At 67.7% G+C, this 19,099-nt stretch carries 17 protein-coding genes; 8 read left to right on the top strand and 9 right to left on the bottom strand.

The window, feature by feature from the left end:
* Positions 1–9 precede the first annotated feature (9 nt).
* The 4 genes from AC3FNH_RS14390 to AC3FNH_RS14405 form a co-directional block, all read right to left on the bottom strand.
* Positions 10–558: a carboxymuconolactone decarboxylase family protein gene (locus AC3FNH_RS14390; RefSeq protein WP_276102011.1), complete on the bottom strand. Its 549-nt coding sequence runs from the start codon at positions 556–558 to the stop codon at positions 10–12.
* 48 nt (positions 559–606) lie between these two features.
* Positions 607–1,464: an ABC transporter permease gene (locus AC3FNH_RS14395; protein ID WP_488720597.1), complete on the bottom strand. Its 858-nt coding sequence runs from the start codon at positions 1,462–1,464 to the stop codon at positions 607–609.
* Between the two features lie 105 nt (positions 1,465–1,569).
* On the bottom strand, positions 1,570–2,541 hold the full coding sequence (locus AC3FNH_RS14400; protein WP_488720598.1) for an ABC transporter permease: 972 nt from the start codon (positions 2,539–2,541) through the stop codon (positions 1,570–1,572).
* Positions 2,542–2,610: 69 nt separating this feature from the next.
* Complete coding sequence (locus AC3FNH_RS14405) at positions 2,611–4,326, bottom strand: ABC transporter substrate-binding protein (protein ID WP_488720514.1); 1,716 nt, start codon at positions 4,324–4,326, stop codon at positions 2,611–2,613.
* Between the two features lie 255 nt (positions 4,327–4,581).
* On the opposite strand from AC3FNH_RS14405, the gene msuE reads away from it, so the two are divergent.
* From msuE to AC3FNH_RS14445, 8 genes are all read left to right on the top strand, one after another.
* Complete coding sequence (gene msuE / locus AC3FNH_RS14410; RefSeq protein ID WP_276102013.1) at positions 4,582–5,145, top strand: FMN reductase; 564 nt, start codon at positions 4,582–4,584, stop codon at positions 5,143–5,145.
* 18 nt (positions 5,146–5,163) lie between these two features.
* On the top strand, positions 5,164–6,402 hold the full coding sequence (locus tag AC3FNH_RS14415) for an acyl-CoA dehydrogenase family protein (protein WP_488720515.1): 1,239 nt from the start codon (positions 5,164–5,166) through the stop codon (positions 6,400–6,402).
* A 222-nt stretch (positions 6,403–6,624) separates the two neighbouring features.
* Entirely contained in the window at positions 6,625–7,893 is a 1,269-nt protein-coding gene (locus AC3FNH_RS14420) for an SfnB family sulfur acquisition oxidoreductase (protein ID WP_488720516.1), read from the top strand.
* A gap of 1 nt (position 7,894) precedes the next feature.
* Positions 7,895–9,145 (top strand): SfnB family sulfur acquisition oxidoreductase, encoded by a 1,251-nt coding sequence (locus tag AC3FNH_RS14425; protein ID WP_488720517.1) that lies wholly within the window; start codon positions 7,895–7,897, stop codon positions 9,143–9,145.
* Positions 9,145–10,512 carry an LLM class flavin-dependent oxidoreductase gene (locus tag AC3FNH_RS14430; protein ID WP_276102018.1) on the top strand — a complete coding sequence of 456 codons (1,368 nt, stop codon included), beginning with the start codon at positions 9,145–9,147 and terminating at the stop codon, positions 10,510–10,512. The genes AC3FNH_RS14425 and AC3FNH_RS14430 overlap by 1 nt, the downstream gene beginning before the upstream one ends.
* A gap of 36 nt (positions 10,513–10,548) precedes the next feature.
* Positions 10,549–11,376, top strand: a complete 828-nt coding sequence (locus AC3FNH_RS14435; protein ID WP_025585096.1) for a MetQ/NlpA family ABC transporter substrate-binding protein — start codon at positions 10,549–10,551, stop codon at positions 11,374–11,376.
* Positions 11,377–11,392: 16 nt separating this feature from the next.
* Positions 11,393–12,532 (top strand): methionine ABC transporter ATP-binding protein, encoded by a 1,140-nt coding sequence (locus AC3FNH_RS14440; RefSeq protein ID WP_276102019.1) that lies wholly within the window; start codon positions 11,393–11,395, stop codon positions 12,530–12,532.
* Positions 12,513–13,166: a methionine ABC transporter permease gene (locus tag AC3FNH_RS14445; protein WP_276102020.1), complete on the top strand. Its 654-nt coding sequence runs from the start codon at positions 12,513–12,515 to the stop codon at positions 13,164–13,166. The genes AC3FNH_RS14440 and AC3FNH_RS14445 overlap by 20 nt, the downstream gene beginning before the upstream one ends.
* Before the next feature lie 82 nt (positions 13,167–13,248).
* Here the strand turns inward: AC3FNH_RS14445 and galE are convergent, their stop codons facing one another.
* The 5 genes from galE to AC3FNH_RS14470 form a co-directional block, all read right to left on the bottom strand.
* Positions 13,249–14,280 carry a UDP-glucose 4-epimerase GalE gene (gene galE / locus AC3FNH_RS14450; protein ID WP_276102021.1) on the bottom strand — a complete coding sequence of 344 codons (1,032 nt, stop codon included), beginning with the start codon at positions 14,278–14,280 and terminating at the stop codon, positions 13,249–13,251.
* A complete protein-coding gene (locus AC3FNH_RS14455; protein WP_276102022.1) occupies positions 14,273–14,680 on the bottom strand; it encodes a VanZ family protein in 408 nt (135 codons plus the stop codon). Before AC3FNH_RS14455 ends, galE begins: the two co-directional genes overlap by 8 nt.
* A 62-nt stretch (positions 14,681–14,742) precedes the next feature.
* The gene (locus tag AC3FNH_RS14460) at positions 14,743–17,067 is read right to left on the bottom strand and encodes a polysaccharide biosynthesis tyrosine autokinase (RefSeq protein ID WP_488720518.1); all 2,325 of its coding nucleotides are present in this window, start codon (positions 17,065–17,067) and stop codon (positions 14,743–14,745) included.
* Positions 17,067–17,888: a Crp/Fnr family transcriptional regulator gene (locus AC3FNH_RS14465; RefSeq protein WP_488720519.1), complete on the bottom strand. Its 822-nt coding sequence runs from the start codon at positions 17,886–17,888 to the stop codon at positions 17,067–17,069. Before AC3FNH_RS14465 ends, AC3FNH_RS14460 begins: the two co-directional genes overlap by 1 nt.
* Positions 17,889–17,931: 43 nt before the next feature.
* Entirely contained in the window at positions 17,932–19,092 is a 1,161-nt protein-coding gene (locus AC3FNH_RS14470; RefSeq protein WP_276102025.1) for a polysaccharide biosynthesis/export family protein, read from the bottom strand.
* Between the last annotated feature and the right edge of the window lie 7 nt (positions 19,093–19,099).

Below are 19,099 nucleotides of genomic sequence, written 5' to 3' on the forward strand. Positions count from 1 at the left end.
CGGGACAAGTCAGGTGGCGTGGATCTCGGCGGCCAGCAGTTCGGGCTCGACCTGGATCTCCAGCGCTTCATTGAAGCGCGCGAAGAATGCGCACAGCGCCGCGCGCAGCGTCAGCTCCACGACCTGTGCTTCGGTGAAATGCTCGCGCAGCCGCGCTACCACCGTGTCGGTGACGCGTTGCGTCGTGACTTGCGCGGTGTAGTCGCGCACCAGGCGCTCCACGGCATCCAGCCCAGGCACGTCTGGCTCCAGGATCCGTTCTACCGTTTCGGGCGCCACGCCCAGCGCTTCCAGCCTCGGCACGTGATGGCTGATGCAGTAGTGGCACGCGTTCAGCCGCGATGCCGTGACCAGCACGATCTCCAGATGCCTGCGCGTAATCAGTGCGTCGCGTGCGGAATCCAGCAGCAGGCCGAACAGGTGCGCGAGCGCCGGCGGCCGGTGACCGAGCACGCGCAGCATGTTGCCGAACGCACCGTACTCGCGCTCCACGCGTTCGAACGTGGAGCGGGCTTCGCCCTGCAGGGCGTCGGGATCGATGTCGTGAATGCGTGCCAAGACGCTCTCCTGTGAAGTCGGTCGGTTAGGAACGTGAGGCGAAGGCGTTCAGCGGCCTTCGCGCGGATCGAAGGCGGTGGCCAGACCGTCGCCGAGCAAGTTCAGCGCGAGCACGGTCAGCACGATTGCCAGGCCGGGCAATGCGCACACATACCAGTCCGTGCGCAGCACCTCGCGACCCGCTCCGACCATGTTTCCCCAGCTCGCGACGTTGGGGTCGGCCAAACCGAGAAACGCCAGGCTCGATTCGGTCAGGATGGCCGTGGCCACCATCAGCGACGCCGACACCAGCACGGGCGTGAGCGTGTTGGGCAGGATGTCTTCGATGATGATGCGGGCGTGGCTGGCGCCCACCGCCTCGCTCGCCAGCACCATGTCGCCGTGGCGCAGGCGCAGCACCTCGGCACGCACCAGCCGCCCCAGCGCGGGCCACGACGTGATCCCGATCGCGAGCGCGATCTTCCACACCGAAGGCTGCACCACCGCTACGATGGCCAGCGCGAACAGGAACGATGGGATCGTCAGGAAAAATGTCGTCAGCGTGCCGAACACGCGGTCGGCGCGGCCACCGTAGTAGCCGGCCGTCACACCGCCCGCGACGCCAAGCACCACGGCAAGCGCCGTCGAGACGCCCGCGATCAGCAGAGAGGCGCGCGCGCCATGAAACAGGCCCGCGAGGATGTCGCGGCCCAGCATGTCGGAGCCGAGCGGGAATGCGGCATCGCGCCCCGGCCACAGCAGCGGTTCGGTCGCCATCTCGAGCGGGTCGCCGGGAAATACCCAGCCTGCCGACAGCGCGGCAGCGAGAACCACAGCCAGCAGCGCCACGCCCGCCACGGCGCTGGGCGACGACAGCAGTCGGCGCAGCCGCCGCCGGTCCGCGGGTGGCAGCAGGGGCACAGTGATGTCAGCCGCTGCGCCGTGCGCATCGGACTGGCCCGGCTGCAGAGGCGCCGGAAGGGAGGAAGAAGGCAAAGACAAGCGAATACTCCTGCAAACGCCGGGGCCTCGTCAGGCCAGCCGGATGCGCGGGTCCACCCGCGCGTAGACGGCGTCGATGAGCCAGTTGACCAGCACCACCACCACGGCGCTGCACAGCAGGATGCCGAGCAGCAGGTTGTAGTCGCGCTGGTACAGTGCCTCGAACGCCATCCTGCCGAGTCCGGGCCACGAGAACACCGTCTCCACGAGCACCGCACCGCCGATCACGGAACTGGCCTGCACGCCGACCATCGTCACCAGCGGCAGCAGCGCATTGCGCAGGACATGGCGCGTCAACACGCGGCCCGCCGGCGCGCCCTTGGCCACGGCCGTGCGCACGAAATCCTGCCGCCGCACCTCGATCATGCTGGCGCGCATCAGCCGCACGTAGACGGCCATGTAGAACACGCCGAGCGTCGCGGCTGGCAGCACCAGGTGCCGCGCCACGTCGGCGGCGTATGCCCAGCCCGTGAGGCCGGCCTCCACCGTGAACATGCCGCCCACCGGCAGCCAGTCGAGGCGGACCGAGAACACCAGGACCAGCATCAGGCCGATCCAGAACAGCGGCGTGGCAAAGCACAGCAGCGCCACGGATGAGATCAGCGTGTCCAGCGCTCGTCCGGCGCGTGCGGCCGCCAGCACGCCGAGGGCCGCGCCAATCACCACCGCAAACGCAATGCTCGCGCCCATCAGCAGCAGCGTGGCCGGCAGGCGCTGCAGGATGAGGTCGAGCACCGGCATGCCCTGCCGGAACGAATAGCCGAGGTCGAGTTGCGCCAGGTGCCACAGGTACTTACCGAGCTGCACCCACAAAGGCTGATCAAGCCCGAACTGCGCGCGCAGCGCCGCCAGGTACTCCGGCGTGGCGGCACCCGCCTCCCCGGCCAGCACCTGCGCGGCGTCACCGGGTGCAAGCCGCAGCAGAAAGAAATTGACTACGGCCATGCCTGCGACGATGCCGGCGAGCTGCAGCAGCCGGCGCCACGCCGTTCGCCACGGCATGCGGGCCAGCCATGCCGGCTTGCGCCCAGGCGTGTCGCGCGGGGTGGTTGGCATGGTCATCCCCCTTCGTCAGCGCGCGACCTGCGCCGCAGCGGCAGCCGGCGTGGTTGCCGTGGCCACAGCCGTGCCCGCCGGCGCCAGCCAGGCGCGCTTGAGCGAGGCATAGACCTGGTCCACGCCGCTGACCGTATCGCGCAGGTTCGACGACTGCACCGTGAAGAAGCGCAGCTCGAGCAGCGGGATCGACGGCAGGTCGGTCTGCACCACGGACTGGAACTTGCGGAACAGCTCGACGCGCTCGGCCTGGCTCGGCGAGCCCTGAGCCTGGTCGATCAGCCGGTTCGCTTCGTCGCCGCGATAGCCCGAGCCGTTCGACCACGGGATATTCTTGCCGACCGTGTCGCTACGATAGGCGCGCGTCACGCCAACCAGCGGATCGGCAAAGCCCGCGAACCAGACCACGGCGAGGTCGAAATCGCGATCGCCGTAGACACGCTTGGTATAGGTGGGTGTGTCCTGCGTGCGCACGGTCACGTCGACACCCACGCGCTTGAGCGCCTGCTTGATGTACTCCGCGCTGCGCTTGTAGTCGTCGCCATACGGCAGGTAGTCGATCTGGATCTTCAGGCGGTTGCCGTCAGCGCCGCGCTTCAGGCCGGCAGCGTCTAGCAGGGCTTCGGCCCTGGCCGGGTCATACGGATACTTCGGCACGTTGGGGTTGAAGAACTGCCCCAGTGTCGAGACCACCGGGCTCACCGCGGGCTTGCCGAAGCCGAACCAGACCACCTTGTTCAGCGCGTTCAGGTCGATCGCATGGGCCAGCGCCTGGCGCACGCGCACGTCCTTGAAGTACGGCCGGTCAATGTTGACATCCATGAACAACCACGGCGACAGCCATTCGTAGCCGCGCGTTTCCAGTTTCAGCGAAGGCAGTTGCGACAGGCGCTGCGCGTCCTTCAGCGGCACCGGGTTGAACGGCGCGTACTGGACTTCGCCCTTCTCCAGCGCCGCGGCACGCGCGCTGGCATCGGGGATCACCTTGAAGACGATCTTGTCGAGGTACGGTTTGCCCTTGTCCCAGTAGTCGGGGTTGCGCTCGAGCACGATGTAGTTGCCCTTGCTCCATTCCTTGAAGACGAAAGGCCCCGTTCCCACCGGCTTGTTGTTGTACGGGTTGTTGAGGATGTCCGTGCCTTCGTACAGGTGCTTGGGCAGCACCTGCGCGCCGTTGCTGTTCAGCGAGCTGAGCACCGCCAGCGACGGCTCGGAGAAATGCAGCACGACGGTCAGCGCATCGGGCGTATCGACGCGCGTGACCTTGCCGAACAGGATCTGGTTGCGCGGATGCAGCTTCTTCCACACATTCTCAAGCGTCCACTTCACGTCGGCCGACGTGAACGGCTTGCCGTCATGCCACTTCACGTTCGGCCGCAGGTGGAACGTGAGCGTCTTCGAATCCTTCGAGATGTCCCAGCTCTGCGCGAGCGCCGGCCTGAGCTTGAACTCGTTGTCATACTCGATCAGGCCATCGAAGACGTTCGCGCTGAAGAAGCCGGTCGGCGCGGCGGAATTGAGCGCCGAAGTCAGAATCACCGGCTCGGGCTGGATGATGGTCGTGAGCGTACCACCCGTCCGCGGCGCTTCCGTGGCCGGTGCTGCCGAAGCGGCGTTGGCCGGTGCCGCCAGCATGCCGCCCAGCAGCGGCAGCGACAGCACGACGGGAGCCAGGAACGCGAACGGCCGGAATAGTTGCGAGGGTCGCGATGGCGGGAACGGGTTCTTCATGGTGGTGATGGGCGGAAAGATGGGCCAATGTCTGCAAGGGTGGCCAACTATAGAGACGCCCCCTATCTGCCCGGAACGAACGATTGCGCATGTCCTTATGCGCACGGATCGCCTGTGGATAGAACAAACGCGTCGTTCGCGCGGCGGTCGCGCCGCAGTATCGTCTTGGCACCCACCAGGCTGCGCAAAGCAGGAAAACCATACCTTTGCGGCCCTCGCCATTATCAACGCCATCACCCTCTCCGGAAGCCCATCATGTCCAAGCCCCTGAAGATCGTCGCCGTCAACGGCAGTACCCAGCAACCCTCGCGCACGCTGGCGCTGGTCGATGCGCTGATCGCCGAGCTTGACGCGCGACTGCATGTCGACGCCCATGTCATCAACCTGGCCGATATCGCGCGTCCGCTCGGCGGCGCGCTGTGGCGCGCGGAACTGCCGACCGCGATCGAAGCGCAACTGCAGGCAATCGAATCAGCCGATCTGGTCATCGCCGCGTCGCCGGTCTATCGCGGCGCTTATCCGGGCCACTTCAAGCACCTGTTCGACCTGATCGGCCAGGAAGCGCTCGCCGACAAGCCCGTGCTGCTCGCCGCCACCGGCGGCAGCGACCGCCATGCACTGGTGCTCGAGCACCAGTTGCGGCCACTGTTCGGCTTCCTGCAGGCACTGACGCTGCCTATTGGCGTTTATGCAACCCCTTCGGATTTCCAGAACTACACGGTGCAGAGTCCCGCGCTGCGCGAGCGTATCCGGCTCGCGGCCGACCGCGCCGCACCATTGTTCGCGGCGCACCGTCGGATTGCATTGAAGGCCGCGTGAGCGCTGAATCCACCGCCCATGCCACACTCTCTTTCTGCTTCACCTTCCGCTCACGCGGCACCGACGTTCTCATTTCTCGCCGAGCGCTTTCGTCCGGTGTTCGCGCAGATCGCTGCCGGCGCACTCGAACGCGAACGCACACGCACATTGGCCCACGACGCGGTTGCACTGCTGCGCGACGCAGGCTTCGGTGCACTACGCGTGCCGCGCGAGCATGGCGGCCTTGGTGCTTCCGCGTCGCAGATGTATGCGCTGCTGATCGAACTGGGCGCGGCCGACTCCAACCTGCCGCAGATCCTGCGCGCGCACTTCGGCTTCATCGAACGGCTGCATGCCGAGATCGCGCCGGCACGGCGCGCGCCGTGGCTTCGGCTCGCGGCGCAGGGCGTCATGTTCGGCAACGCCGCGATGGAGCGCGGCGACGGCCAGCTCGGCCGGTACCGCACGACACTCGCGCCGGACGGCGCCGGAGGCTGGCGCCTCGACGGAGAGAAGTACTACAGCACCGGCACGCTGTATGCGGACTGGATCGCCGTGTCGGCCACCCGCACCGATGACGGCAGCCCAGCCTATGTACTGGTACGGGCCGATGCGGCAGGCGTCGACCGGCTGGACGACTGGCATGGCTTCGGCCAGCGCCTGAGCGCATCGGGCACGACGCGTTTTCTCGACGTTGCGGTTCCCGACGAGCACGTGCTGTCGTTCTCGCGCACGGACCCGACCACGGTCACAGCGTGCTTTCAACTCGTACACCTGGCCACGCTGGCCGGCATCGCGCGCGCCATCGAGCGCGACGCTGCCGCGTTCGTGCGGCTGCGCAAACGCGTGTACAGCAATGGCAGCGCGGCGACGGCGGCGGAAGACCCGCTCGTGCAGCAGGTAGTCGGCCAGTTGTCCGGCGTCGCCTTTGTCGCACAGGCAACGGTCAGTGCCGTTGCCGCGAAGCTCGATCAGATCGATGCACTGCGCCAGCGCGGCGAGGTGGTGCCGGATGCCCTCCTGCAGGACGTCGAACTCGATGCATCGCGCGCCCAGGTCGGCATGCTCGACCTGGTCCTCGGCGCGGCCAGCCGGCTGTTCGACGTCGGCGGGGCCTCCGCGCTCGACGCCGCGCACCAGCTCGACCGCCACTGGCGCAACGCACGCACGCTGGCCTCGCACAACCCGGCCATCTACAAGGCACGAATCGTCGGCGACCATGCGATCAACGGCACGGCGCCGACGTATTACTGGTCGGTCGGTACGCGGGCCGCCTGACAAACCGCGCGCCGAATGTTCGCTCCCTCCCGCTAGCCGGAGAGGGAGCAAACATTCGTGGGTTCTACGCCATCAACCACCGCACAGTCACCGCAGCCACCCTTCTAAGCATCCTCGGAAATATTCGTGGGAAAGCCGTGGACGCGCATGCTCCAATCAATCGTCAGCCCTTTTCGATGCGAGACACCACCATGCCTGGTGCAAAGCATCCTCCGACTTGTCATGACCGATCTCTCCGATATCTACGCAGCCAAGCTGCCCGCCGCTGCGGGGCGCGAACCCGTCCTGCCCGATCCAGCAAGCGTACGACGCATCCGCGACGACGCAGAAGCCACCGACGCGGCACGCGCGCTCGCCGAGATATTCCGTGCAGGCGCTTCGATGCGCGATCGTGAACGCATCCTGCCATGGGATGAACTCGACCGCTGGTCCGAAAGCGGATTGGGAGGCATCACCGTACCAAAAGCCTACGGCGGTGCCGGCGTCTCCTATGCAACGCTGGCCGAGGTATTTGCGATCCTCAGCGCCGCCGATGCATCGCTGGGCCAGATTCCGCAGAACCATTTCGGCCTGCTTGGCGTGCTGCGCGAAGCGGGAACGGAGGCCCAGAAGCGCCGCTTCTACGCGGAGGTGCTGGCCGGGCAACGCCTCGGCAATGCCGGGCCCGAGCGGCGCTCCACGGAAAGCCCGACCATCCTCGATGGCACCACGCGCCTGCGTCGCACGGCGCAAGGGCTGCGCCTGAGCGGCACACGCTTTTACTCCACCGGCGCGCTGTTCGCGCACCGCGTGCCAACGCGCGCACTCGACGATGAGGGTCGCGCGGTCCAGGTCTGGGTACCGCGCAATGCCGCCGGCCTGACCGTGGTCGACGACTGGTCGTCGTTCGGCCAGCGCACGTCGGCGAGCGGCACGGTGGTGTTCGACCACGTCGCAGTCGCCGAGGACGACGTGATCCCCGTGTGGCAGCTGGCTGACCAGCCCGGCCTCTACGGCGCGAACTCGCAACTGATCCAGGCCGCGATCGATCTCGGCATCGCACAGGCCGCGTTCGACGATGCCATTGCGTTCGTGCGCCAGCACGCGCGTCCGTGGATCGATGCAGGCGTCGCGCGTGCGAGCGAAGATCCGCACCTGATCGGCGACGTTGGCCGCCTGGCGATCGATCTCGAAGCCGCGCGCGAAGTGCTGCGTGAAGCCGCGCTGACGCTCGATGCCATCGCCGAGCAGCCGGTCACCGAGGCAAGCAGCGCACAGGCCTCGGTCGCCGTGGCCGAGGCCAAGGTGCTGACCACCGAAGCAGCGCTGCAGGCCAGCGAGAAGCTGTTCGAGCTGGCCGGTTCTTCCGCCACCCGCGCCGGGCACAACCTCGACCGCCACTGGCGCAATGCGCGCACGCACACGCTGCACGATCCGGTGCGCTGGAAGCTGCACCTGATCGGCAACTACTACCTGAACAACGCGCTGCCCAAGCGGCACTCCTGGAACTGATATGTCGTTGCTTTTCAATCCGCCGCCCGCCGATGGACGGGCGCAGCCAGCGCCCGCGCCTGCCGTGGTTCCGCATCTTGTCCGCGACGACGCCGAAGCGATCGCCATTGCGCGCCGGCTGGCCGCACACTTTGCGCCCGGAGCGGCCCAGCGCGACCGCGAACGGCGCCTGCCCTGGGAGGAACTGGAAGCCTTCAGCGCCAGCGGCCTGTGGGGCATCACCGTGCCGCGCGAATACGGTGGCGCGGGCGTGTCCAACACCACGCTGGCGGAGGTCATCGCCATCATCGCTGCCGCGGATGGCTCGCTCGGGCAGATTCCGCAGAACCACTTTTATGCGCTGGAGGTGCTGCGTGTTGGCGGCACGCCAGCGCAGCAGGCATTCTTCTATGCCCGCGCACTGGCCGGCGAGCGCTTCGGCAACGCACTGGCCGAGATCGGCCACAAGGACTTCCGCCGCCGCACGCGGCTCACGCCAGACGGCGACGGCTTCCGCATCGATGGCAAGAAGTTCTATTGCACCGGCGCGCTGTATGCGCACTGGATTCCCACACTAGTAGTGGCCGAGGAAGCCGGACGCGAAGTCACGTGGCTCGCGTTTGTGCCGCGCACGGCCGCCGGTGTCGGCATTACGGATGACTGGGACGGCTTTGGCCAGCGCGTCACCGGCAGCGGCTCGGTGACGTTCGAGAACGTACGCGTCGAGGCTGACTGGGTGATGCCGTTCCTCGCCCCGTTCGAGCGGCCCACGACCATCGGTCCCTTTGCCCAGTTGCTGCATGCGGCGATCGACCTCGGCATCGGCCGTGGCGCGCTGGCAGCCACGCTGCCGTTCCTGCGCGACCACGCACGGCCGTGGATCGATGCCGGCGTAGCACGCGCGGCGGACGACCCGCTGACGCTGCACCAGCTTGGGGAGGTCCAGGTACGGCTGCGCGCCGCCGAAGCACTCGTGCGCCGCGCCGGCCGTGCCACCGATGCCGCGCAGCAGGTGGCCGACGAACAGACCGTCGCGCAGGCGTCGCTGGCCGTTGCTGCCGCGCGTGCGCTCACGACAACCGCATCGCTGCTTGCCGGCACGCGGCTGTTCGAGCTGGGCGGCACGTCCGCCACGCTCGACAACCAGGGCCTGGACCGTTTCTGGCGCAACGCGCGCACGCATACGTTGCACGATCCGGTTCGCTGGAAATACCACGCGGTCGGCAACTTCCATCTCAATGACAAGCTGCCGCCGCGGCATGGAGCGATCTGATGGCGAACCATGGACAGCGCAAGCAGATCCTGCTCAACGCGTTCAACATGAACTGCGTGGGGCATATCAACCACGGGCTGTGGACGCACCCGCGCGACCGCTCGGCGGAGTACAACACACTGGAGTACTGGGTGGACCAGGCGCGCACGCTCGAACGCGGCCTGTTCGACGGATTGTTCATCGCCGACATCGTCGGCGTCTATGACGTGTACCGCGGCAACGTCGATGTCACGCTGCAGGAATCTATCCAGCTTCCGGTGAACGACCCGCTGCTTCTCGTCCCCGCCATGGCCGCGGCCACCAGGCACCTTGGCTTCGGGGTCACGGTGAACCTGACCTATGAGCAGCCGTACCTGCTGGCGCGCCGGTTTTCCACGCTGGACCACCTGACGCGCGGGCGTGTCGGCTGGAACATCGTGACCGGCTACCTCGACAGCGCGGCGCGCGCCATGGGCCTCGAAGGACAGCTCGCCCACGACGAGCGCTACGACCGCGCCGACGAGTTTCTCGACGTGCTCTACAAACTCTGGGAAGGCAGCTGGCGGAACGACGCCGTGCTGCGCGACAAGGCCGCGCGCGTGTTCGCCGATCCGGCGAAGGTGCGCAAGATAAGCCACAGCGGGCGCTACTACAAGGTGGACGGCTATCACCTGTCCGAACCATCGCCGCAGCGCACACCTGTGCTGTTCCAGGCCGGCAGTTCGGGCCGGGGCCAGCGCTTTGCCGCACGCCACGCCGAATGCGTATTCATTTCCCCGCCGAACAAGGAAGCGGCGCGCAAGACGGTGTCCGCGCTGCGCGAGCAGCTCGTGGCTGCCGGACGACGTCCGGACGACGTCAAGGTCTTCATGGGCGCAGCCGTGGTCACGGGCCGCACCGAGGCCGAGGCGCGCGCCAGGCATGCCGAGTATCGCGACTATGCGAGCCGCGAGGCGGGACTCGCCCATTTCGCGGCCAGCACCGGCGTGGACTTCGCGCGCTACGGGCTCGACGACCCCGTGAACTATGAAGGCGGCAACGCCATCGAATCGGCAACGAAAGCCGCCGCCCAGCATGGCTGGACGCGCCGCAAGCTGCTGGACCTGTTCGAGCTGGGCGGACGCTACCCGGCCATCGTCGGCGACCCGTCGCAGGTGGCCGACACGCTCGCCGAATGGGTCGACGAGACCGGCATCGATGGTTTCAATCTGAGCCGCACCGTGGTGCCGGAGAGCTACGAGGACTTCGTCGACCTCGTCGTCCCCGCACTGCAGGAGCGTGGCCGCTACAAGACCGCGTATGCCGACGGCACGCTGCGGCGCAAGCTGTTCGCCGAAGGCGACCGGTTGCCGGCGCGCCACGCGGCCGACGCATTCCGTCACGCATGACGCACGCCTCCCTTTTCCGCATTGACAACTGACACCATGAAGATCTCCCGCCTCCTGCCGGCCACCGTTGCCGCCCTGTTTGCTTCGCTGGCGCTGCTGCCGGCCGTCCATGCCGCGCCGTTGCGCATCGGTGTCACACCGGGCGCACTCGCTGACTCAGTCGAAGTAGCAGCCGCCGAAGCGCGCAAGCAGGGCCTCGATGTAAAGGTCGTCGAGTTCACGGACTGGACCACGCCCAATGTCGCGCTGTCGTCCGGCGACCTCGACGTGAACTACTTCCAGCACCAGGCGTTCCTCGACAACGCCGTCAAGGAACGCGGCTACAAGTTCCGCAGCGTGGCGCTCGGCGTACTGCCGAACATCGGCTTGTATTCGAGCCACGTGAAGCGCTTCGACGAGCTGAAGGAAGGCGCGCGCGTCGGCGTGGCGAGCGATCCGGTCAACCAGGGCCGCGGCCTGTTGCTGCTGCAGAAGGCTGGCCTCGTCAAGCTGCGCGACGGCGTGGGCGCAAAAGGCAGCGTCAACGACATCGTCGCGAATCCGAAGAAGCTCAAGCTGATCGAGATAGAGGGACCGCAACTGGTCCGCGCGCTGGACGACGTAGACCTGGCGCAGGGCTACCCCGCGCACTTCGTCAACGCCGGCAAGGCCCAGGTGGCCGGTGCCGGGTTGCTGTACTCGGGCATCGACGATACGTATTTCGCGATCCGCTTCGTCACGCGCGAAGACAACGCCGCCGATCCGCGCGTGGCGCGCTTCGTGAAGATCTACCAGGACTCGCCAGCGGTCCGCAAGCAGCTCGGCACGTCCTACGCCAACAACGACAAGCTGTACAGCCTGCCGTGGCTCAAGGCGCAGCCGTGACAGACAAGGGACTGCCATGAGCATGACCACTGCATTGCTGCGCCGCGGGCTCCTGCCCGTCGCGACACGCTCCGACGCCGCCACCGCCACGTGTGAGGGCCATGCGCGGACTGCGACCGGCGCCGTTCGCTTCGAACGCATGAGCAAGCGTTATGCGAGCGGCGCCGGTGTCGTCCAGGCACTCAGCAACATCGATCTTGAAATACCGCGCGGCGGCATCTTCGGCATTATCGGGCGCAGCGGCGCCGGAAAATCCACGCTGCTGCGCACGATCAACCGGCTCGAGGCTCCGACGGATGGACGCGTGCTGGTCGACGGGCAGGATATCGCGACGCTCGACGAAAACGGACTCGTGGCACTGCGCCGCCGTATCGGCATGATCTTCCAGCATTTCAACCTGCTTTCGGCCAAGACGGTGCGCGAAAACGTGGCGCTGCCGCTGAAGGTAGCCGGCGTGCCGCGCGACGCCATTGCGCGGCGCGTGGACGAGGTGCTCGCCTTGGTTGGCCTCGAAGGCAAGCACGATACCTATCCCGGCCGCCTGTCGGGCGGACAGAAGCAGCGTGTCGGCATTGCGCGCGCGCTCGTACACCACCCCGAGATCCTGCTGTGCGATGAAGCCACATCCGCGCTGGATCCTGAAACCACGCAATCGATCCTGCAGTTGCTGCGCGACATCAACCGGCGCCTCGGGCTCACCATCGTGCTGATCACGCACGAGATGCGCGTGATCCGCGAAATCTGCGACCAGGTGCTGGTGCTGGAGTGCGGCGCCATTGCCGAAGCTGGGCCCGTATGGCAGGTATTCGGCCAGCCGCAACACGCGGCGACGCAGGCGCTGCTGGCGCCGCTGACACCGGAACTGCCGCAAGACATCGTCGCGCGGCTGCTGCCCGAGCCGCCGGCGGGGCCGCACCGGCGCATCGCCGAACTGCACTATGCCAGCAGCGGCGAGCACGTGCCGGATCTCGCCAGCCTGGCCGCCGGACTCGGCACGGGCGCACAGCTGCTGCACGGCAGCCTGGACCGCATCCAGGGCCACACGCAAGGCCGCCTGCTGTGGTCGCTGGCGGGCGCCGGCACGGATCCGGATTCGCTGCGCTCTCCCCTTTCCCCACACGTGAAAACACTAGGCTATGTCGCCGATTCTTATTGAACGCCTCTGGCAAGGATTTCTCGATACGCTGACAATGGTCGGCGCATCGGCCGCCATTGCCGTGCTGGCGGGTGTGCCGCTCGCGCTAGTGCTCATGGTCACCGCTCCCGATGGCATGCGGCCGGCGCCGCGCCTGCATCGCGTGCTCGGCAGCGTGGTCAACAGCTTCCGCGCCACGCCGTTCATCGTGCTGCTGGTGGCGCTGCTGCCGTTCACGCGTCTGGTCGTCGGTGCGACCATCGGCGTCTGGGCCGCGGTGGTGCCGCTGGCGGTCAGCGCCACGCCGTTCTTTGCACGCATTGCGGAAATCAGCCTGCGCCAGGTCGATACGGGCCTGGTCGAGGCCGCGCAGGCCATGGGCTGCCGACGCCGGCATATCCTGCTGCACGTGCTGCTGCCGGAAGCGCTGCCTGGCATCGTTGGCGGCGTTACCATCACCGTCGTTTCTCTGATTGGTGCCTCAGCCATGGCCGGCGCGGTTGGCGCGGGCGGACTTGGCGATCTTGCGATCCGGTATGGCTACCAACGTTTCGATACCACCGTGATGGCGGTCGTCATCGTGATCCTCATTGCGCTGGTCACGGTCGTCCAGGCAAGTGGCGACCGCCTGGTGCATCGGCTGCGAGAGCGCTAGAAACCGGTCGCAAGAGAAGGCCCTTGTTCAGCCCCACACGTCTCCGAAGCCCGGCCATCCCTCACTTTGGCGCGGTCTCCTTTCAGCCCGCAGCCAACGTCCTGAACCCGTGTGGATTCCGCGCCTGCCACCGCCACGAGTCCTCGCACATCCGGTCCAGCCCGTATCGCGCACGCCACCCGAGCAGCTTTGTGGCAAGCGACGGGTCGGCATAGCAGGCGGCAATATCGCCTGGCCGGCGCGCCACGATCTCGTAGGGCACCGGACGCCCGCTCGCTTGCCGGTACGCCTTGACCACTTCCAGCACGCTGTAGCCCTGTCCGGTCCCGAGGTTGACCGTCAGCCCACCGTTCTCGCGGCGCAGGTAGGCCAGCGCTGCCACGTGGCCCTCAGCGAGGTCGCAGACGTGGAGGTAGTCGCGCACACCGGTGCCATCCGGCGTCGGGTAGTCGCCGCCGAAGACCAGCAGCTGTGCGCGGCGGCCCGCTGCGACTTGGGCAACATAAGGGACGAGATTGTTGGGGATGCCGTCGGGGTCTTCGCCGATCAAACCGCTCGGATGAGCGCCGATCGGGTTGAAGTAACGCAGATAGGCGATTTGCCACGAGGAATCTGAGCGCTCCAGGTCGCGCAGGATCTGCTCGCCGGCGAGCTTGGTCTGGCCGTAGGGATTGGTCGCCGACAGCGGGAAAGACTCGGCAATGGGCACGCTCGCCGGATCCCCGTAAACGGTCGCGGATGAACTGAACACCAGCCGGCGCACCTGCGCCTCCCGCATTGCCGCGCAGACAGTAAGCAGGCCGCTCAGGTTGTTGTCGTAGTAGGCAAGCGGGTCGGCCACCGACTCGCCCACCGCCTTGAGCGCGGCGAAATGGATCGTGCCGGCAATGGGCAGCCGATCGAACAGCCGCGCCAGCAGCGCGCGGTCGCGCACATCACCCTCGATGAAATGCGGCCTGCGTCCGGTGATCGCGCCGATACGCCCGACCACCTCGCGGCAGCTGTTACTCAGATTGTCGAGACCGATCACGTCATATCCGGCATCAAGCAGCGCCACCCAGGTGTGCGAGCCGATATAGCCGGTGGCGCCGGTCAGCAGCAGGGTCTCAGCCATGGCGCGCCTCCCGGGAGCGCATCTCTGCCGGGCGGCCCTCGGCCCCTGGTGCCTTGGCAAAGCAGACGGACAGCGCCACGCCTGCGGCAAAGCCCGCCATGTCAATGCCGATGTCGAGCAGGCGCGGATGCCGGTTGATGGCGAATATCTGCAGCACCTCGGTCAGTACCGCCAGCCCCAGCATGCAGGCGCCGATGCGCCGCGGCGGCCACCGGATCGGTCGCACGGCCAACAAGCACGACATGCCGGTGAACAACACGAAATGCGCCAGCGACGACAGCGGGATCGGCGCGTGCAGGCTGCGCTCGATATGATCTCGCAGGCCGCCCGGCATCTGGGTGCCGATCATCAGTACCAACACCAGCCCGAGCATGAGCGCCCAGGCATGACTTCGCTTCATTGCTTTTCTCCCGCCACTGTTGATATCCTTCACCCGCGCCGCGATTCCATCTCGCGACCGCTTCACGGCTGCGGTGCTACCTGCACGGCCCCGCTGACGCGCATCAGCCGTCGCGCTTCCTCGCAATGCACGCGGCCCGCGGCCCGTTCGCTGACGCCGTTGAGTATGCTGCCCACCACGTGCGCGCCTGCCCGGCCGAGCTGGCGCAGGGCCTCGGCGGCGTCGGACTCGGACGTCTGGCCCGCGCGCAGGAACAGAAGCGTGGCGGACGTCACGTTGCAAACGAGCATCGCATCCGACACCGACAGCACGGCAGGTGTGTCGACCAGCACAAGGTCGAAGCGTCCCGCGCCGGCAGTCATCATTTCGCGCAGGCGCGGGCTCGTCAGCAGTTCGGACGGATTCGATGGCGGCGTGCCGGCCACCAGCAGCCACAGGCCAGGCGTACCGCCGGGGCAAACCGCATCGGCGACGCTCGCCCGGCCAGCCAACACGTCCGACAACCCCGGCGCGCCAGCAACGCCGAAATGGCGCGCCACCGCGCCGCGGCGCAGGTCGGCATCGACCAGCAGCACGCGCATGCCGGCATCAGCGGCAAGCACGGCCAGGTTGACCGCCCCGAACGTCTTGCCGGCTCCGGCGCCTGGGCTGGTTACGGCCACCGTGCGGCGCCCCTCGGCCAGCAGGCCGAGACGCAGCGCCGTGCGCAGCGTGCGCAGGCATTCGACGGCAAGCGCGGTGGGATGCTGCCGTGCCAGCAGGAACTGGTCGTATCCACACGCCTGGGCCCCTCCATCGGCCTGGCCGTCCGGCTCCGTCCGGCGCTTCGCCGCAGCGTCGGCCAGCGCCGGCAAATGCCGTGGCGTGCCCGTTCGCAGGTCCAGGCTGCGCTGCTCGCGACTGAAGAGAACTTCGCAGACCACCGGCAGCGCCAATCCCGCCTCTACCGTTGCCGCGCTCGACACGCCCGTGGCCAGCCTGCGCCGCACCGTCGCCACCGCCAGCCCGAGCAGAAGGCCGATTGCCGCGCCACCGGCCGTGATCGCCGCGCGCGGCGGCCCCGCCGGCACCATCGGCGGCACGGCGCGGTCGAGAAGCTGGACGTTGCTGACCGCGTCGCTCTCGGCCAGCCCGAGCCACTGGGCCTGCCGGCGCAGCGTCATATAGGTTTCCTCGGCCACCCTGACGTCGCGCGCCAGCGCGACCTGGTCGCGCTCCGCTTCCGACAGGTTCTGCAAACGGCCATCGAGGCCGCGCCGGTCCTGCCGAAGTTGCTCGATCTGATCGTCGATCGCGCGCACTTCCTGGTTCTCGGGCGTATAGCGGCGCAGCAGGCGCGCGCGCTCCATGCGCAGCGCCGTGATCTGGCGCTGGTACTCGATGCTGCCGCTCAGGTAGGACTGCGCCTCCTGGCTCGGCGCCAGCGAGCCGGCCCGTGCGCGGTGGCGGGCAAGCGCACGTTCGGCCTGCTCCAGCTCGGCGCGTACGCGCGGCAGCTCGCTTTCGACGAACGCCAGCGTGCGCGATGCTTGCTCGTTGCGCTGGCGCACCAGCGCGGCAATGAAGGCGTCGGCCACCGCGTTGACCACAGTGCTGGCGCGACGCGGGTCGGCATCGCGCCAGGCAATACGCAGTTCGTCGCCGGCAACGCCGGCAGAACCGGAGGACGAAGCGGCAGCCGTGCCGGGGGCCATGTCGCGCCTTTCCGACACGACGGTCAGCGCACGGACGAGCTCCGCAACCGCGCCCGCGGCGTCGCGGCGCACGAGCGTGAAACGCGTGCCAGGACGCGCCACGAGCCGCCCGACATGGATCGACACGCCCGCGGTCTGGACGGTCTCGCCGATACGCCCGTGCAGCAGCACGGCCCCGTCCGGCCCCAACAAACGGAAATGACCGGCGCCGTCGACTTCGACGATGAATGGCTGGTTGAGCATGGCCTCCGGCACATCGAAGCGATCTACGGCAATGTCCTCCCCGCCCCACGCGAAACCAGCCGGGGCCACCCCGGGCGCTGGCACCAGACCGGCGGCCCCGGGCCGGGCAACCAGGGACCAGGCGCTCGCCAGCCACGGCATCCTGAGCGGTGCGGCCTCGATGTCGAGGCGCTGCGCCCGCACCACTGGCGCCAGCATGGAGCGGCTGGTCAACAGACGCGGTTCCAGCGTGACGGCCCCGCCGGCGCTGTCGCGCCAGGGGACCATGTCGGCGCCCAGCAAGCGTACGCGGGCGTCCGCCTCATACACCGATGGCAGCGACCACGCGTACAGCGCAGCCGCCAGCGCGCCCGTGGCGGCCAGCGCGGCGCACATCGCGACGGCTCCAGCATCCTGGCCGCGCCACCGCAGGGCACGGAATGGCGTGGCAATCCTTGAGGCGGCGTGCATCAGCAACTCCCCGAATCGGCTAGATGAACGAACCGGGCAAGCGGATCTCCCCGGTCCTCACCGGCACCCGGCAGATCGTACTGGCGCAAGCTGTCCGTCATGTCCGGCGCCGCGGGCGGCAGCAGGCGCTCATATTCGCTGCGCACTTGCCGATAGCAGTCGCAGGCGAGCCGCTCCAGCCCCTGGCGGTCGAATTCCGCAATGCGCCCCCGGCTATGGCGGATCAGCCCGAGATCGGAAAGCCGCCCCATCGCCACGGCCACCGCCTCGCGGCGCACGCCCAGCGCGTACGCGATCTGTTGCTGTGTAATGGCCAGTTCGTTCACTGTCATCCGGTCCAGCGTCAGCAGCAGCCAGCGGCACAGCTGTTCCTGCAGGCTGTGATGGCGGTTGCAGACAGCCGTCTGCGCAACCTGGGTCAGCAGTGCCTGCACAAAGAGCAGGCACTGCCGCCGCAGCACCGGCAAGCGGCGAAAGGCCTCGCGCATATCATGCGCGGGCAGCCGGTAAGCGAAGCCGGTGCAGCGCACTTCGATACGGTAGGGCATGGTGTCTCCTCCGGTAAGTACCGGCAGACCAACCAGTCCTTCGTGCCCCACCACCGCCACCTCGATGCCCTCGCCATCCGGCGTCAGCGACGACACCGCCACCACGGCCGATTTCGGGAAGTAGACATGCCGGATGCGCTGGCCAGCATCGCTCAGCAATTGCCCGGCACGCAGCCGCACCAGTTCGAGGCCGGGAGACAGCACTTCCCAGTCAGATGGCCCCAGTGGTGCCAGTATCAGGCTTACCTGTGATGTGATTCCCTGCAGGTTCATGTCGGCTCCCCGTCAGACAAACAATGAATGTGGCGAATGTCCTTCAGCGCGCCAGTTCCTTCGTGAAGAACAGCGTCTGGATGGTCGGTGTGATCTGCTCCAGCACGCGGTTGAAGCGCACCGCGTCGGACGTGCCGACATACACTACGTCGAGCGGCTCCAGCCGGAATTGCGTCGACAGGAGCAGCGCGTCAACCTGGCTCATGTCGAGCCGGTAGACTTCGGGCCGGGTCGGGTTGTCGCGCATGCCGCGCACCACGAAGACCTGCCGCGGGTCGGCGTAGCGTACGTCGATGCTGTTGACCCCGGTGAGCGCGTCGGCCAGCGTCAGGCGGCCGCGCGTCATCAGCAGCGAAGTTGGCTTGGCCACTTCGCCCAGCACGAAGATGCGGCTGCCGAGGCGATCGGGCACGCTGACCACGTCGCCGGCCTGCAGCAGGAAATCGCTCTCGCCTTCGCGCCGCGCGATCAGGTTCTCCAGATCCATCTCATACACCTGCTGGCCGCGCGTGAGCCGCACGCGTTGCACGTCGGCCTCAGGCAGCGTGCCGCCGCTGCGCGCGATGGCGTTGATCATCGTCAGCGGCACGTCGGTCATCGATAGCGAACCAGGATTACGCACCATGCCGGTCACGTCGACGCGTCCATTGCGGAACGACAGCACGCGCACATCCACGCGCGGATCCCGGATATCGCGCGACAGCGCCCTAACAATCATCGCGCGCACCTCTTCCACGGTGCACCCGCCCACACGCATCACGCCCACCGGCGGGTAGTACATCTCGCCGCTGCGCGACACGCGAAAGCCGTTCTGGTCGAGCGGCACTGCCGGCTGCGCCGCCTCCGCCGTCTGCACCGCGGCCACGGCGGCCCCCGGCGGTGGCGCGTTGGAACTGAGTTGCGGGTTGTACAGCACCATCACGCCGACCATGTCCTGGGGGCCGATGCGGTACTCGTACCGCTCGATGCTGGCCCGCAGGTCGACGCCGCGTGCGGGCGACTGCTTGCTGTTGGTTTCTGCCACCGCGTCGACCTGTGCGCGCACCACGTCAGCGGTGATAAGCCTGACCGGGTAGGTCTCGGCGCCGGTCTTGGCGCGCATGTTGTCTTCCAGCCGGCTGCCGTCGAGCGCCGGTCCCGGCGCCCACGAACATGCGGCCAGCAGCGTGGCCGACAGCAGTACCGCAAGCATCCTCGTGGTCATGGGTCTG

The sequence above is a fragment of the Cupriavidus sp. 22TCCZM01-5 genome, from assembly GCF_057798915.1.